Annotated in this window: 14 protein-coding genes and 1 pseudogene; 3 read left to right on the top strand and 12 right to left on the bottom strand. The window is 62.6% G+C overall.

All coding sequences use genetic code 11. The features are described 5' to 3' along the window. Positions 1 to 78 precede the first annotated feature (78 nt). Complete coding sequence (locus tag JQ631_RS05265) at positions 79 to 375, top strand: hypothetical protein (RefSeq protein ID WP_212324576.1); 297 nt, start codon at positions 79 to 81, stop codon at positions 373 to 375. Between the two features lie 116 nt (positions 376 to 491). On the opposite strand, the gene JQ631_RS05260 is transcribed toward JQ631_RS05265, so the two are convergent. Next, positions 492 to 683, bottom strand: a complete 192-nt coding sequence (locus tag JQ631_RS05260) for a hypothetical protein (protein ID WP_249160155.1) — start codon at positions 681 to 683, stop codon at positions 492 to 494. A 121-nt stretch (positions 684 to 804) separates the two neighbouring features. Between JQ631_RS05260 and JQ631_RS05255 the strand changes: the two are divergent. Then, positions 805 to 970: pseudogene (locus tag JQ631_RS05255) on the top strand (DUF72 domain-containing protein); the annotation flags it as partial. 2 nt (positions 971 to 972) lie between these two features. Here the strand turns inward: JQ631_RS05255 and JQ631_RS05250 are convergent. The 5 genes from JQ631_RS05250 to uvrA form a co-directional block, all read right to left on the bottom strand. Continuing rightward, positions 973 to 1,167 carry a hypothetical protein gene (locus tag JQ631_RS05250; protein WP_212328660.1) on the bottom strand — a complete coding sequence of 65 codons (195 nt, stop codon included), beginning with the start codon at positions 1,165 to 1,167 and terminating at the stop codon, positions 973 to 975. 105 nt (positions 1,168 to 1,272) lie between these two features. Continuing rightward, positions 1,273 to 2,232 carry a cation diffusion facilitator family transporter gene (locus tag JQ631_RS05245; protein WP_212324575.1) on the bottom strand — a complete coding sequence of 320 codons (960 nt, stop codon included), beginning with the start codon at positions 2,230 to 2,232 and terminating at the stop codon, positions 1,273 to 1,275. A 68-nt stretch (positions 2,233 to 2,300) separates the two neighbouring features. Beyond that, entirely contained in the window at positions 2,301 to 3,377 is a 1,077-nt protein-coding gene (locus tag JQ631_RS05240) for a flavodoxin family protein (RefSeq protein WP_212324574.1), read from the bottom strand. 490 nt (positions 3,378 to 3,867) lie between these two features. Beyond that, positions 3,868 to 4,476, bottom strand: coding sequence for a cysteine hydrolase family protein (locus tag JQ631_RS05235; protein WP_212328500.1), 609 nt, complete (start codon positions 4,474 to 4,476; stop codon positions 3,868 to 3,870). Continuing rightward, positions 4,476 to 7,025: an excinuclease ABC subunit UvrA gene (gene uvrA, locus JQ631_RS05230; protein ID WP_212324573.1), complete on the bottom strand. Its 2,550-nt coding sequence runs from the start codon at positions 7,023 to 7,025 to the stop codon at positions 4,476 to 4,478. The genes JQ631_RS05235 and uvrA overlap by 1 nt, the downstream gene beginning before the upstream one ends. A gap of 121 nt (positions 7,026 to 7,146) precedes the next feature. Between uvrA and JQ631_RS05225 the strand changes: the two genes are divergently transcribed. Beyond that, positions 7,147 to 7,992 (top strand): thioredoxin domain-containing protein, encoded by an 846-nt coding sequence (locus JQ631_RS05225; RefSeq protein WP_212324572.1) that lies wholly within the window; start codon positions 7,147 to 7,149, stop codon positions 7,990 to 7,992. Here the strand turns inward: JQ631_RS05225 and JQ631_RS05220 are convergent. From JQ631_RS05220 to JQ631_RS05195, 6 genes are read right to left on the bottom strand one after another with little or no spacing between them, the layout of a single operon-like run. Continuing rightward, on the bottom strand, positions 7,934 to 9,043 hold the full coding sequence (locus tag JQ631_RS05220) for a hypothetical protein (protein WP_212324571.1): 1,110 nt from the start codon (positions 9,041 to 9,043) through the stop codon (positions 7,934 to 7,936). The genes JQ631_RS05225 and JQ631_RS05220 overlap by 59 nt on opposite strands. Further along, positions 9,040 to 9,570 carry a c-type cytochrome gene (locus JQ631_RS05215; RefSeq protein WP_212324569.1) on the bottom strand — a complete coding sequence of 177 codons (531 nt, stop codon included), beginning with the start codon at positions 9,568 to 9,570 and terminating at the stop codon, positions 9,040 to 9,042. The genes JQ631_RS05220 and JQ631_RS05215 overlap by 4 nt, the downstream gene beginning before the upstream one ends. After that, positions 9,567 to 10,097 (bottom strand): DUF3341 domain-containing protein, encoded by a 531-nt coding sequence (locus JQ631_RS05210; RefSeq protein ID WP_212324567.1) that lies wholly within the window; start codon positions 10,095 to 10,097, stop codon positions 9,567 to 9,569. Before JQ631_RS05210 ends, JQ631_RS05215 begins: the two co-directional genes overlap by 4 nt. Next, entirely contained in the window at positions 10,090 to 11,445 is a 1,356-nt protein-coding gene (nrfD, locus tag JQ631_RS05205; protein ID WP_249160153.1) for an NrfD/PsrC family molybdoenzyme membrane anchor subunit, read from the bottom strand. The genes JQ631_RS05210 and nrfD overlap by 8 nt, the downstream gene beginning before the upstream one ends. Further along, on the bottom strand, positions 11,442 to 14,327 hold the full coding sequence (locus JQ631_RS05200; protein ID WP_212324565.1) for a TAT-variant-translocated molybdopterin oxidoreductase: 2,886 nt from the start codon (positions 14,325 to 14,327) through the stop codon (positions 11,442 to 11,444). Before JQ631_RS05200 ends, nrfD begins: the two co-directional genes overlap by 4 nt. Next, positions 14,324 to 14,980, bottom strand: a complete 657-nt coding sequence (locus tag JQ631_RS05195; RefSeq protein ID WP_212328498.1) for a cytochrome c3 family protein — start codon at positions 14,978 to 14,980, stop codon at positions 14,324 to 14,326. The genes JQ631_RS05200 and JQ631_RS05195 overlap by 4 nt, the downstream gene beginning before the upstream one ends. Positions 14,981 to 15,049: the final 69 nt, after the last annotated feature.

Raw genomic sequence — 15,049 nt, 5'->3', positions numbered from 1 at the left:
AAAGCCTGCGAGAGCGGGCCGATCAGTTCAGGGAACTAACACGCTGATTCGTGCCTTAACGATTCCAGGAGGATCAATATGGCACGCACAACAACCTGGAAACGACCCGGCTCGCCGATCGGCAAGAAGGGACCGCGCAAGGTAAACCCATCATACAAGCGTCGTTCGCGCCAGCCGTGGTCGACCGCAGACGTCAGGATGCTGCGGCAGCTTGCGAAGGGCAACACGCCCACGGGCGTCATGAGCGTTAAGCTTCAGCGTCCGATCGCGGCGATCCGTAGCAAGGCACATCGCGAAGGCATCTCGCTGAGGCCAGTCAATCGCTCGCCCTATAATCGGCGCGCGACCAAGACGCGCGCCGCGAAGCGGCGATAGCGGATCAAGAGGCCCGATCTGCGACGGCATTTCGTCCGCAAGAGAAAGGCCTCCGCAACAAGGCGGAGGCCGAATGGTCGTGGATACGAAACCAATCGTTCCCCTTCAGCTCGCTTCTAATGCGATCCACGAAGCTGGCGATCGAGGTCGGCGGCCTGACCGGCGTTGTAAGCCCGTTTCAGCAGTTCGCTCCGCTCTTGCCCGGGCGGCTCTTTTTTGGCGCGATCGCGCATGTCTCGCGCGAATTTCGCGAGCCGTGCTTCAAGAGAATCCGTGTGTTTGAATCGTCTGCGTCTCAGTCCCATCATGGGCTCCATCGTCTGATGGAGTGATTTTGCGCTCACTGCCGAAGGTCTGCAGGAACATAGGTTAATTCCGCGACGGTTCGTGACGCTGCTGAAGCGAGCGATTCAACTTCTCGCGACCAATGTGCGCGGCCACGGCCCAAGCGGCCGCTATACAAGGCCAGCGCTGACGCAATGGGCGGCGCATCAAGTCCTGGAAGCGACAAGGATGCGATGTCTATGTCTATTTCGACAACGACCAGAAGAGCGCGGCTCCTGCCGATGCGCTCAAGCTGAAGCGGATGCTCTAACGCTATGGCCCGCCGGCAACTGACCCTGCGATCACCATGACGAGGTCGGCCATATCGATCTTTCCGTTGACAATCAGCTCGTCCGCGAAGCCTTCGACCTTCAGCGCCTGCGGCCGATTGGCCGCCTGACGCTTGAGCTCGTCGATGATGGCTTGCTTGAGTTTTTCTTCCAACATGCGCTTTTCCTTGGCAGCCATGGCACGGAAGGGATCAGATCACTCCCATTGCCCTTGAGCACCGCCCTCTTCTTCCAAAGTAAAACGACGCAGAGCGGTTGGTTCCTGGCCGTGGGCGAAGGCGTTTCAGGCTCCGGTGCCCCAGCGCCTCGCGCGAACGGCGTGAAATCGCGCGTTGGTCTGCGGCTTGATGAACAGGGCCGCAACGCTTGGATGTTGTCTGCGTATCTCGGTCTCGATCGAGATGACGCAGTGCTCGATATCGTCGGCGCGCTTGTCGTCCGCAAATTCGACGCTCAATGCCGCGACCACCTCGGCAGGCGACAATTGCACCGTCAATAGTCCGTTGGCGCGGAGCACGCCGGGTGACCGCCGCGCGATGTCCAGGATGGATCGCGACAAATCGGAATGGGCCGGCTCGCCGATGAGCAGGCTCTTGCTTTCCCTGGCAAGCCCGATGGAGGTGATCCCCAAGAGAATGCCGATCAGGATCGAGCCGACGCCGTCCCAGACCGGCTGAGCGAAGAATGATGCCGCGGCGGTTGGCGCAGCCGCAATGACGATGCCGACCAGCGCCGCGCTGTCCTCGAGCAACACCATAAAGGCAGGAGGGTCCTTGCTGCGGACGAAGGCCTCGTACCATCCAAGGCGGGAGGTCTCGGACCGGAAGCGGCGCCAGGCGAAGAGCCAGGAGATGCCCTCGAACACGAAGGACAAGCCGAGCACGATGAAACTGACGACGGGATCCTCGATCGGCTCGGGTGCGGCGACGTGGAGGACGCCCTGATAGAGCGACGCGCCCGCGCCGAGCGCGAAGATCAGCAGGGCGACAATGAAGCTCCAGAAATACAGCTCGCGCCCGTAGCCGAGCGGATGGGATTCATCAGGCGGTCGGCCCGCGCGATGGTAACCATAGAGTAGCAGCACCTCGTTGGTGGTATCGACCACCGAGTGTACGGCCTCGCTCATCATCGCGGAGCTGCCGGTCCAGGCCGCAGCACCGATCTTGGTCACCGCGACCAGGACGTTGCCGACGAGCGCGGCATAGACAATGGTCTTCGACGATCCTTCCGCCGTCTTGCTCACGCACCGAATCCTCAGTTGCCATCAGCGAACCGGCCCGCGACGCTCGGAATCGACAGCCTCGATAGGCGCTACTTCGGAGCTGGATCCGAGAGTTCCGCCCCGGGATCTTCGAGCCGCCCGCTGCGGCCGAGCTTCACGGCACGACCCAGTGCCGTCGCGACATTCACCACCTCCTGCTGGAACGCCCCATCTTCGTCCAGCTCCTGGTGGGAGGTCGCGTATTGCTCCATGTAGCCGACATAGCCGTCCATCTCGCCGAACCGACCGGCCGAGATCAGGTGCATGTCGGTCAGCCAATCGGACAAGGTTCGGCGAACGCCCTCGGCACCGACGCTGTCGCCATGAACGATGAGGCCAAAATAGCGGCCGGCGAGATGGCGGGGATACGGCCAGCCCTTCAGCTCCAGCGCCTTCGCCTCAGCGGCCTTCTTGCCGTGGGTCGACGTCGGATCGGGATTGCCGCCGTCGGCGCAGACCAGACGGTCCATCATCGCCTTCAGCCCGCCCGGCACGTGATACCAGTTCACCGGCGTGACGATCAGGATTCCATGCGCTGCGACCCAAAGCGGATAGATCTCGCTCATCCAGTCGCTGGTCTGCCCCAGTGAATAGTTCGGATAGCAGCTGCAGGGCCAGTGGCAAAGCGGCATCGCCGTCGAGACGCAGGATTTACAGGGATGGATGTTTTTGCCGAACTCGGAGGTCAGCCGCGACAGATCGAGGATATCGACAGCAAATCCCATTTCGGAGAGGACGGGCTCGGCAAGCTTGACCATGCGCCAGGTCTTGGACATCTCGCCGGGACAGGTGTGCTCGCTGCGGGCCGAGCCGTTGATGACCAGGATACGCGGCGTCGCGCTGGCTTCGTCGTGCTGCCGCTGCGCCGCCAGAATGGCGGCCCGTGCTGTCAGCCAATCGACGGCAAGATCATAATCCGGATCGCTAAACCCCGCCCCCGCTTTCCGCGTCACCGGCGATTTGCGTGAATGGCTGTAGGCGTCCCAAGCCGCGCCAACGATTGCATCCAGCTCGCGACCGAGCGGTGCGAAGGCGGGGTCGACGAACTGGCTCTTGTAACGGCTCTCGAATTCCTCTCGCGACAGCTTGACGGGCGGCATGCCCTTGCGAACGTCCGGTTCCGTCATGCTGCGTCCTCGATCGATTGGTCAATCCGACCAACCCGAGGTTCAGAATGCGGTTCCTAGGCGCGAGCGATGGGAAAGCGGTCTTGCGGTTGCAAATGCTGCGGCTTGGCGCAACGCGCGCAGGATCAGAGCAGCCTGCTCCAAGTCACCCACGCAGCGACCGCAATACATATGAAAACCGCGAGGTACGGCAGAGTGATACGCAAAGCAGAGGTCGCCCTGTCCGCTAACTCAACATCATCCATATAATCGCCCCGAGCATAATGACGAAGCCCGTGATCGCCGTGCCGACAAACACTTTTTCGACGCGATCCATCGTCGTCGTAGCCCCTGGTCCCGGAGGTAAGTTTGACGGCTCACGACGGTCCCTGCATTAGGCTATGTGAATCCGGCAGCCATATTGTCGCTGGGCAACTCGTGACGGCACCATCTGAACATCGACCGGGCCGTGATCGAGAAACTGCGCAGAGACAAGCAAACGGCAGTCCAGTCATTCACGCCAGAACTCGATCAGTTCCTCGGCGGTCACGAGATCAACCTGACCGTGGAACCGAGTACGGTACATCGTCATCAGCGCGTCGTGTCCGACGTCCGACGAACTGCACAGCGCGTCCTCCGCGAGGACGACCCTGAAGCCGAGGTCCACGGCGCTCAGCACTGTCGACAGAACGCAAACATCCGTCTCCGCGCCGGTCACGACGACGGTCCCGACGCCCTTTTCGATCAGCAGACTTGCCAGGGCTGGATTGCTGAACGCGGAATAGGCAGGCTTGTCGATGATGCGAACCGGAGGAACGTAGCGCGCCAACGCAGGCACGAGGTCGAGAGCAAACGGCGGGAGTTGGTCGCGCGTGGCCTGCTGCCAGCGCCGAAAATAGCTCTGCCATTGCCCGGGGCGATCTTCCGGCGCCTGCGGCGTGATGAAGCGCGTAAAGACCGTTCTCACCTGATAGCGCGACACGATCGATGCGATCGTGGGCAAGACCCTCTCCATCCAGGGCGTTTGCCAGAGGCCGCCCAGCGCAAAGATGTTCTGCATATCGATGCAGAGGTGCACAGCATCCTGAATTTCGGCGATCTCAGATTTGTTGCTTCTCATCATCGCATCCGATATTCGTCCAGCGCCCGCGCGAGATATGGCGCCGTGCGGCCTGACTTGTGCCGCGCGATCTCCGCCGGCGGCCCCGCCGCAACGATCTGCCCTCCCTCATCGCCGGCACCAGGACCGATGTCGATCACCCAATCGCTTACGGACACGACTCTCAAGTCGTGCTCGACGACGATGACGGTGCTTCCCGCCTCCACCAATCCTTCCAACTGGACGATGAGATTCTCGACATCCGAGGGATGCAATCCCGTGGTCGGCTCATCGAGGATATAGATGCTTCCGGCGCGCTGGGTGCGCTGCAGCTCGGTGGCGAGCTTCACCCGTTGCGCCTCGCCGCCGGACAGCTCTGTTGCCGGCTGACCGAGGCGGATATATCCAAGCCCGACTTGCCGGATCACGTCGAGCGACCTCGAAATCTGAGCGTCGCCGGCGAAAAACGCATGCGCCTCATCGACGGTCATTCCGAGCACGTCGGCGATCGATTTGCCGTTAAGCTTGATCTGGAGCGTCTCCCTGTTGTAGCGCGCGCCATGGCATTCCGGGCAAGGCGCATAGACGCTCGGCAGGAACAGCAGTTCCACGCAGACAAATCCCTCTCCCTTGCACGTCGGACAGCGCCCCTTCGGCAGATTGAAAGAAAAGCGCCCGGCATCGAAGCGCCGTCGGCGCGCTTCCTTCGTCTGCGCAAACAGCTTTCGTACATCGTCAAAGAGACCGGTATAGGTCGCCAGATTGGAACGCGGCGTCCGTCCGATCGGCTTTTGGTCCACGACGACCAGCCGTTTCAGGCGACCAAGTCCCTCAGTGATCCTGCCGCTCGAAGTCTCGACCGGCGCGCGTTCAAGGACGGCTTCGCCGTCATCATCAGGTGAATGAGATTGCCCAAAATGAGCACCCAGTGCCTCGACAAGGAACTGGCTGACGAGGCTGGACTTGCCCGATCCGGATACGCCGGTGACCGTCGTCAGCACGCCCAATGGGAATGCGACGTCGATCCCCCTGAGATTGTTGCGCGTGACACCGCTCAGCTTGAGCCATCCCTGCGGCGTGCGCTCCCTTTGCTGTGGTGGGACCACTTGGCCAAACAGGTATTTTGCCGTGCGCGATCTCTCGACGGGCTTCAGTCCATCGATGGGACCGCTGTAAAGGATTTCGCCGCCATGCCAGCCCGCGTCGGGTCCGACATCGACAATCCAATCGGCGTGGCGCACGACGTCCAGCTCATGCTCGACGACGAAAAGCGAATTTCCGGCCGCCTTCAGCCGGTCGAGCGCACGAAGCAGCGCCTCGGTATCAGAGGGATGGAGACCAGCAGACGGCTCGTCTAGCACATAGACCACGCCGAACAGGTTTGAGCGCACCTGCGTCGCCAGACGCAGGCGCTGGAGTTCGCCGGGGGACAAGGTCGGCGTGCTCCGTTCCAGCGTGAGATAACCGAGACCAAGGTCGAGCAGCACGCCAAGCCGCGCGCTCAGGTCCTGCGAGATCCGCTGCACGACGATTGCCTTCTCCGGGTGAGCGTCCTGCCGGCCAGCCTTGCCGTCGCAATAAGGCCGCATCAGCATCGCCAATTGCTTCAATGGAACGCGTGCCATGTCGGCAATATCCATGCCGGCAAACTTGACGGACAACGCCTCTGGCTTCAGCCGCTTGCCGTGACAGGCCGAGCACTCGGTGCTCAGCATAAATTGCGAGACCCGCTTCTTCATCATCGCGCTGGTCGTGTTGGCAAACGTCTCCATGACGTAGCGCCGGGCACCTGTGAATGTACCCTGGTAGCTCGGCTCTTCCTTTCGCCGCAACGCTCGCTGGACTTCCTTGCGATCATAGCCCGCATAGACCGGGACCGTTGGCTGCTCGTCCGTAAAAAGGATCCAGTTTCGCGCCTTGTTGGGCAACTCACGCCAAGGCGTGTCGATGTCGTGGCCAAGCGTCGTCAGAATGTCGCGCAGGTTCTGGCCGTGCCATGCCGTCGGCCAGGCCGCGACAGCACGCTCTCGGATGGTGAGCGTGTCGTCCGGCACCATTGAACGTTCGGTCGCGTCGTAGACGCGCCCGAGGCCATGACACTTCGGACAGGCTCCTTCCGCCGAATTGGGCGAGAAGGACTCGGCGTAAAGCAGCGGCTGCGACTTCGGATAGTCGCCGGCGCGCGAATAGAGCATCCGAAGCAGGTTCGACAACGTCGTGACGCTGCCCACGCTGGATCGCGTCGTCGGTGATCCCCGCTGCTGCTGGAGCGCCACGGCCGGCGGCAACCCCTCGACCTCGTCAACTTCAGGGACCGCCATCTGGTGAAACAGGCGCCGGGCGTAAGGCGAAACGGACTCCAGATATCGCCGCTGCGCCTCAGCATACAGAGTCCCGAATGCCAGAGACGATTTTCCGGAACCGGACACGCCGGTAAACACCACCAGTGCATCGCGCGGGATGTCCACGTCCACGTTCTTCAAATTGTGCTCGCGCGCACCGCGCACCCGGACAAACCCGGGAGTCGATTGCCTGGTGCCCTGCTCCAGCTTGTAAACCTTATCGTCCATCACTCGCTGCCAATGCCGTTAAGGCGGATAACTGGCCCGAAACGCCGACGATCCAAAGACGCGCGCGGTATCTCTTGGAACCATTGCCAAGCGCGCAAGTTCGTTCCAGCGATCGCCCGAGATGAGGCACATTTTGCGGCTGCCATGCTGGATCGAAAAGCCTACCAGCCACCCCCGCGTGCAGATCGCAGGATGGGTCCTGGCGCTCGTTGCGTGGGTAGCGATGCCGCTGCCGGCACAAGCAGCCCTTTCCAGCTCGCAGCTCGAGCAGGTCGCTCTCGTGCCTCGCGCCAATGTGCAACTGCCTCTGCGAACCCCGCTTCGCGACCTGCACGAGCGTAGCGCGCCGTTGCAGGATTGGCTTGGTGGCTTCCCGACAGTCTGGATCCTGGCCGACTACACCTGCGAAACACTCTGCGGGCCCGCGATCTCGATCGTGTCGAACGCCCTCGCCGATACCGGCCTGAACGCCGGCAAGGACTTTCGGCTGATCATCGTCGGCTTCGATTCCAAGGATACCGCCGCCCAGGCGCTGATCATGAAGAATGCGCAGCTCAGCCCGAGGAACGGGGTCGCCGATCACAGTGTGTTCCTGCGCGCGGTAGCGTCGGAAGTCAGTGCTTTGACCGACGCATTCGGCGTGCAGCCCGTTTACGATCGCGAGCATGACCAATTCGCTCATCCCGCTGCCGCCTTCGTGGTGACACCGGACGGGCGAATTTCGCGCACGCTCTCGGCCCTTGCGGTCGATGCCACCAGCCTGCGCCTCGCCCTTGTCGAAGCCGGCCAGGGTCATGTCGGACGCTGGAGCGACCAGATCCATCTGCTCTGCTATGGCTTCGATCCCGCGAGCGGCACGTATACACTGGCGGCGCGACGGCTATTGATTGCGACATCCTCCTTCAGTGTCATTGTCCTTGCCCTGTTGATCGGAGTCCTGCTTCGGCGCGAGCACGCCACCAGATAGCTCCCAAAGGCTCCCTTTGTTCGGACCGCCTCAGAACCGCGTCGAACGCCAACCAGAACACCGTGCCGAGGAAGAGCCCGGCCGCAATCAGCATGGCGCCAGTGACCATCACCGACAGCCCGTGAATCGCCGGCAGGATGAGGATCGCGGCTTCGAGCCAGCGCATCGCCAGCGTCAGCCCGCAGAGCCCCAGCAGCCAATGCGGGTCCGATCGCACTCGGCTGCTGAGCATCGCACAGAACGGGAAGACGAACTGCCCGAACGAGAGCGCTGCCAGGACGAGCTGCCAGCCATTATTCGACCGCGCGATGTACCAGGTAACCTCTTTGGGGATGTTGCCCGACCAGATCACGATGTATTGCATGGCGTGGAGGTAGCACCACAGCAGCAGGACCGAGAGCAGCAGCCCGCTATAGCCGCGGCTCGGACCGATCCGTCGCGTCGACAGCAGGCCCGCTGCGATGACGAAGGCCGTTCCGTTCACCAGCAGGAAGCTGAGGACGATGAGCCCATAGATCGATGAATGAAATTCCGGTTCCAGCGATTCCAGCCAGTCGACCCCGGCAAACGACACGGTCAGCGTCCAAACGATCGATCCGACCGACGCGGCACGCATCATAGCCTCGTCATTGCGCCAGGCACGTCGGAGCCATTCGGCAAGCGCGATCCAAATCAGGAAGTAAAGCACGGTCCGCAGCACGAAGAACCAAGGCACGAACCAGTGCGCCTTGAAGGATGGCAATGAGGATCCATCCGCGATGGCCGGATAGATCTCCTTCATCAAGAGCAGGACGGGAATGAACGTTAGCGCCGTAACGGGCAAAATGCCTGTTGTCGCGACGAAGACCGGATGCAACGCGTCGGTCCAGCGGCGTCGCACCAGATAGCTGGTCATGAACACAATCAGCGCACCGATCGGAATGGCACCCCAGGCGCTCCAGGCGACAAGATAGGCAGCAGTGGTGGAGCGGGTATCGACAACAAATCCCACGATCAGGACCAGGCCTGACACCACCGCCCCCATGCTCCGCGCGCTGCTAAGAATTCTCATGGCCGGCTCTCCAGCCTGGCGCGTTCATCGGCCGGCACGTCGTCGAGCGAGGCCTGACGGCTGAGCTGCAGCGCCCGGATATAGGCGATGATCGCCCAGCGATCCGCCGGCGGCACGCGGGCCGCATAGGAATACATCGCGCCATGGCCGTTGGTGATGACGTCGAAGAAATACTGGTCATCCGCCGTGCGCAGCCTGTTGTCGTGATAGCTCGTCGGACGCGGCATGCCGCGCTGGACGACGATGCCTGTTCCATCGCCGCCGGCGCCGTGGCATGGCGAGCAGAAGATGCCGAAACGCTCACGCCCCCGCGCCAGCAGTTTGGCCGTGAGCGCAGGCTTCGTGCTCGCCGCCTTCTCCCGGTCGAGATCGTCGCGGGCGACCGTGTTTGCCGGCGGCGGTCGCAGCACACTGCCGCGAAACAACGGCGCACGCGAATATTCGCTGTAGCGCGGCTGCTCGTCCATGTTCTGGTCACACCCGGCGAGCAGACCGGCCAGCGCAACGATGACCAGAACCCTGTTCATTCCGGCACCAGTTCCACCGACAACGCGCCGGTTCTGCTCAGGAAGGCTAGCGTTTCGCCCGCATCGAACTTGGCATCGTCAGCGCCGACGCAAAGAAAAAACCTGTCCTTGCTGGCGCGATGAAATCGCTCGCCGTCGAACACGGGGTAGCTGAGCCGGGGCAGCCCGTTCTGCCAGAGCATCCCGAACAGCATCGCGAGCGCAGAGAACAGGATGGTGAGCTCGAAAGTCACGACTGCGAAGGCCGAGATCGGATAGATCGGCCGTCCACCGACATTGAGCGGGTAATCGTAGTTCGTGAAGAACTGCATGGCGAGCGCGGCGCTTGCGCCGGCGATGGCCCCGCCAAGGCCGACGAAGGAGATGGTCGGCCGCGGAAAACGCAGAATGCGATCCAGTCCTTCGACCGGAAATGGCGTGAAGGCGTCGAGACTGCGGTAGCCCGCCTCGCGCGTCTTGCGTGTCGCGGCCAGCAGGTCTTCCGGACTCCTGAACTCCGCCAGTGCGCCGTAGAGCCGTTCAGCCATGCTGCCGCTCCTCTTTCTCTTCGTGGAGCAGCTCCTTGCTCTCGAAGATCGAGATCATGGGCACGAAGCGGATAGCGATGAGGAACGGCACCAGGAACAGCCCGATCGTGCCGAAATAAGTCGACCAGTCCCAGAAGCTCGGCGTGAAGTGGCTCCAGGACGAGACGAGGAAGTCGCGATAGAGGCTGGTGACCAGGATCATGTAGCGCTCGAGCCACATTCCGATCACGACGGACGCCGAGACCAGCAGCAGCATCCATCCGCTTCGCCGGACCGTGCGCAGCCACAGCGCCTGCAGCGGGATGAAGTTGAAGATGACCGCCCCCCAATAGGTCCAGGCGTAGGCGCCGGTGAAGCGATCCGCCAGCGTTTGAATCTCGTGCGCCTCGCCGGAATAGACGGCGTCGAATACCTCGAAGACGTAACCGTAGCCGGTCATCAGGCCGGTCGCGAGCAGGACCATTCCGAGCAGATCGAGATGATCGTCGGTCACGAGGTTCTTCAAGCCGAACCACGAGCGCAGCGATACCGCGATGATGGAGACGACGGCGAAACCGGAGAAGGCGGCGCCCAGCACGAAGTATGGTGGGAAGATCGTCGAATGCCAGCCCGGGATCTGCCCGACGGCGAACAGCAGCGACACCTCGCTGTGAACTGAGACAACCAAAGGCACGGCAAGTCCCGCGGTCAACCGGTAGGCCTGCTGCCAGCGCTGCCAATGCCTGGCCGAGCCGCGCCATCCGAGCGCCGTGATGCCGAAGAAGATCTGCCAGCCGCGCCGCGTCGCCCGATCGCGCGCTGCGGCGAGGTCAGGGATCAGGCCCGTGTACCAGAAGGCCAGCGACACCGTCAGATAGGTCAGCACCGCCCAGATGTCCCATTCCAGCGGGCTGCGAAATTGAGGCCACACGCCCATCGTCGCCGGATAGGGAAACATCCAGTAGACGTACCAGGGCCGCCCAAGATGCAGGATCGGATAGATGCCGGCGCAGACCACAGCGAATAGCGTCATGGTCTCGGCGAAGCGATTGAGCGAGTTGCGCCATTCGCTGCCCGTCAGCAGCAGCAGCGCCGAGATCAACGTGCCGGCATGGCCGATGCCGAGCCACCAGACATAATTGTGAATGGCAAAGGCCCAGTTGACGGGGATGTTGATGCCCCAGATACCGACCCCGCGGGTGAACAGCTCGACCACCGAAACCATCAGCAGCAACAGCAGCGCGCTCGCGATCGACATCGCAATCACCCAACGACGGTCCGCCGGGAAATGCAGGGGGATGCGGGTGAGCTGGTCGGCGATGCCGCCCATGCTCTGGCGCGTCGGCAGGATGTCGGAATGCTCGCTCATCCCTGCCTCGATTCCGAGTCATCGTCACGCCAGCGCGCCAGATAAGTCGTGCGAGGCCGCGTCCCCTGCTCCTCGAGCAGTACATAATGCCGGCCGTCACGCTTTAGCCGCGACACCTCGGAATTCGGGTCGTTGATGTCGCCGAACACGATCGCCTTGGTCGGACAGGCCTGCTGGCAGGCGGTGACGATCTCGCCATCACGTACGGGGCGGTTCTCCTTGTCCGCGGCGACATGTGCCGCCTCGATGCGCTGGGTGCAGTAGGTGCATTTCTCCATGACGCCACGCGAGCGTACCGTCACGTCTGGGTTGTGGGCGGCGTGCTCCGATGAATCAGCTGGCGCCCGATAGTCGTAGAAATTGAAGCGCCGCACCTTGTAAGGACAATAGCTCGAGCAGGTGCGCGTGCCGATGCAGCGGTTATAGACCATCTGGTTGACGCCCTCGGGACTGTGCGTCGTGGCATGCACCGGGCAGCCCATCTCGCAGGGCGCGTCCTCGCAATGCATGCAGGGCACCGGCTCGAAGAAGCTGTGTGGCTGGCTGACATCGCCGGTGTAGTACCGCGCGATCCGTAGCCAGTGCATCTCGCGGCCGGCCCTGACCTGATCCGCACCGACCACCGGAACGTTGTTCTCGGCTGTGCACGCGGTCACGCAGGCGTTGCAGCCGATGCAGCTGTCGAGATCGATCACCATGCCCCAGGCGTTCCTGGACGACGGCCAGGGAGCGTAAAGACTGGCCGGCTCTGGCTTTGTCCGCTCAAGCTGACCGGGGCTGACCTCGCGAGCGAGATCAAATCCATCGAGGCGGTGATGGAGCTGCGTCACCGCCAGATCCTCACTCGTGTCGAGCTTGCGCAGGCTTCCCTGTGCAAGCCACGGTTCGGCGGCCGGCCGTACCAGATAGGCGTCGTAGCCGAGATTGTCGCCGACCCGTCCTGCCCTGGTCCTGCCGTAGCCGAGATAGAGTGCGACCGTATTGTCGGCCTGGCCCGGCATGATCCAGAGCGGCCCTTTGATGTGACGCTCGCCGACCGTCACTTCGACATGATCGCCGTTGGCGGCACTGAAGCGCTTCGCCAGCCCCGGGCTCACCGCGATCACGTTGCTCCAGGTTACCGTCGTCAGCGTTTTGGGAAGCTCCTGAAGCCAGCCGATATTGGCGAACCGGCCGTCCCGGATCGTCGGGTCCGGCTGAAACACGACGTCCAGGCCGCCGGTCGTCTTCGGCGGCGCATCGGTATTGCTTGTGGGGGATGCCGTGATGAACGAAGCCGCTCCCTCGATAAAGCCGTCGTGCAGCGCTTGCTTCCAGCGCAGTTCGAATTGATCGCCAAGCCTCACCTGCCAGGTCTCACGGACTGCGGCATCCAGTGCCTGGTCAACCTCACCAAGCAGCTTCGCCAGGACATAATGTACCGATCTGACGTCGTAGAACGGCGAGATCACCGGCTGAACGATGGTTGCAGTGCCGTCGACAGCGCGCGCATCGCTCCAACTCTCAAGCGGATGCGCCAGGGGCAGTTGCCATTCGCAGAGTGCAGCTGTCTCATCTCGATACAGGCCGAGATAAAGCGATGAGTGGACACGCTTGATGGCGTCGCCGAGTTCGAGCTCACCGGGCGCGCTGTAGGCGGGATTGCAATCGAGCACGAGGAGAGCGGTGACGCGCTCCGCAATGATATCGGTCACCAGGTCGGCCAGCGTTCCCGCATCAGCAGGGCCCGCGATCGGAGCGGTCAGTTTCAGGCTTGCACCGGCGTTCCCTAGCTGCTGGTTGATCCGCGCAATCCAGAACGCCGTGGCCGCGCCGCCGCTCAAGCCTGAGACGAACAGCGATCGCACCGAACGATCCTTGCAAGCCGCAACGACACGCGCAATCCAGCCTGTTTCTGCGGCCGATATTTCGGGCTTCGATGCGCCCGTCACACCGAGCGCGTTGGCGAGGGCCTCGGCGAGAACGGGCATCCGCCCGGCGTCTGCGATCAGACGCTGACCCGCCATCGCCCCTGTGGCCGTTGGCACGCTCTCAGCCATGAACAATCGATTGCCAGGACGATCATGGGACCGCCGCCGCGATTGCGACCACCCCAGCGCATTGCGTACCTGATGAGGACCTGGCCCGAGAAAATCGTCGTCAAGGCCAACGACGATCTCGCACTCGTTAAGCACATAGTGCAAATCGAGGGCCTGACCATAAACGGCGGTCGCCATTTGCCGCCTCGCCTCGTGGTCCGTCGCCGCATGCACATGAACGCGTGCCTTCGGAAACTGCTCCCGGAAGGCATCGATCTGCCGCAGAAGCGTCGGCGATGTCGTCGGCCCAAGCAAAAGTCGCACGCCATCGCCCTGATCAGGGCGCCAGTTCTCGCGCATGATTCCGATCGCGGCTTCTACGTCGGCCCAGCTCGTCGCCTCGCCATGCCGGGTCGGTGCCGCCGCGCGATCGGGATCATAGAGTTGCAGCACCGCGCTCTGCATGAAGATGTCGCTGCGGCCTTGCGTCGCCGGATGTCCGGGATTGCCGTCGAGCTTGGTCGGACGACCGGCATGGGCCGTGGCGACCACCGGCTGCGCGTAGCCGTCGAGCAGCACCGCTGTCGCATAATAGCGCGGCAGGCCGATGGTCTCGCTCGGCGGCTGGTCGACATAGGGCAGTGCCGTAATGAACGAGCTCTTCTCGCAGCCGGTCAGCCCCGCCAGCGCAAAGGAGGCCCCCATCAGTTTGAGGAATTCGCGGCGCGCGGTCTTGGATAATTCGTGAACCGCGGGATATTCGGCATCGATGAAGGCCTGAAACCGCGGATCATCCGACAGCTCCTCGATACCTGCCCACACTCGCGGCCCGTCCGCCGATCGATGGTCGATGCGGCGTTTCATCGGTGGCACACGTAGCAATGCGTGAGTTCGCCGAAGCGAATGCCCTCATGGGCAGCGATCGCCTCACCCTCCTTGCGCGCATTCGCAGACGGCGTCCACGCCATGTCGGTGATGTGATCCGGCGGACGCAGATGTGGCACTGGATCGCGATGGCAATCGATGCAGAACTGCATCGTGAACGGCTTGGCGCGATAGGTCAGCGCCATCCGGTCGATGCGCCCGTGGCAGCTCTCGCAGCCGACCCCCTTGGCGATATGGATGTCGTGGCGAAAGAACACGTAATCAGGCAACTTTGCGACGCGCCTCCATGGGATCGGCTTGTTGTCGGCGAGGCTCTTGCGCACCGGCTCCAGCATCGACGCGTTCGTCCATATCTGCGAGTGACATGTCATGCAGGTCTCGGTCGGTGGGAGGCCCGCCTGCGGCCCGGCCTCGACATTGCTATGGCAATAGCGGCAGTCGATTCCCAGTTCCCCTGCGTGATGGCGGTGACTGAAGGGCACCGGCTGATGCGGGCGAATATCGGTCTCGGTCATGTACGCCGAATGTGCGAAGCCGACAGCGGCCACGATGCTGCCGCCGGCGAGCGACAGGCCGCCGATCAGGAACAGGCGAATCCACGTGTCCGCCACAGGTGAGAATATTTGCACCATTCTCGCCGTGACCCGGTGAGCGAGCTGTCCGGTCGACAATCTTGCCCTTCTACGATGGTTCCTAAACTA

Source organism: Bradyrhizobium manausense, from assembly GCF_018131105.1.
Taxonomy (GTDB): domain Bacteria; phylum Pseudomonadota; class Alphaproteobacteria; order Rhizobiales; family Xanthobacteraceae; genus Bradyrhizobium; species Bradyrhizobium manausense_B.
This window is presented reverse-complemented; position numbering and strand designations above follow the sequence as displayed.

Bases quoted from the DNA above. Each gene is read 5' to 3' on its own strand.
- JQ631_RS05265 (WP_212324576.1), top strand. From the start codon at position 79: ATGGCACGCACAACAACCTGGAAACGACCCGGCTCGCCGATCGGCAAG.
- JQ631_RS05260 (WP_249160155.1), bottom strand. From the start codon at position 683: ATGATGGGACTGAGACGCAGACGATTCAAACACACGGATTCTCTTGAA.
- JQ631_RS05250 (WP_212328660.1), bottom strand. From the start codon at position 1,167: ATGGCTGCCAAGGAAAAGCGCATGTTGGAAGAAAAACTCAAGCAAGCC.
- JQ631_RS05240 (WP_212324574.1), bottom strand. From the start codon at position 3,377: ATGACGGAACCGGACGTTCGCAAGGGCATGCCGCCCGTCAAGCTGTCG.
- JQ631_RS05235 (WP_212328500.1), bottom strand. From the start codon at position 4,476: ATGAGAAGCAACAAATCTGAGATCGCCGAAATTCAGGATGCTGTGCAC.
- uvrA (WP_212324573.1), bottom strand. From the start codon at position 7,025: ATGGACGATAAGGTTTACAAGCTGGAGCAGGGCACCAGGCAATCGACT.
- JQ631_RS05225 (WP_212324572.1), top strand. From the start codon at position 7,147: ATGAGGCACATTTTGCGGCTGCCATGCTGGATCGAAAAGCCTACCAGC.
- JQ631_RS05220 (WP_212324571.1), bottom strand. From the start codon at position 9,043: ATGAGAATTCTTAGCAGCGCGCGGAGCATGGGGGCGGTGGTGTCAGGC.
- JQ631_RS05215 (WP_212324569.1), bottom strand. From the start codon at position 9,570: ATGAACAGGGTTCTGGTCATCGTTGCGCTGGCCGGTCTGCTCGCCGGG.
- JQ631_RS05210 (WP_212324567.1), bottom strand. From the start codon at position 10,097: ATGGCTGAACGGCTCTACGGCGCACTGGCGGAGTTCAGGAGTCCGGAA.
- nrfD (WP_249160153.1), bottom strand. From the start codon at position 11,445: ATGAGCGAGCATTCCGACATCCTGCCGACGCGCCAGAGCATGGGCGGC.
- JQ631_RS05200 (WP_212324565.1), bottom strand. From the start codon at position 14,327: ATGAAACGCCGCATCGACCATCGATCGGCGGACGGGCCGCGAGTGTGG.
- JQ631_RS05195 (WP_212328498.1), bottom strand. From the start codon at position 14,980: ATGGTGCAAATATTCTCACCTGTGGCGGACACGTGGATTCGCCTGTTC.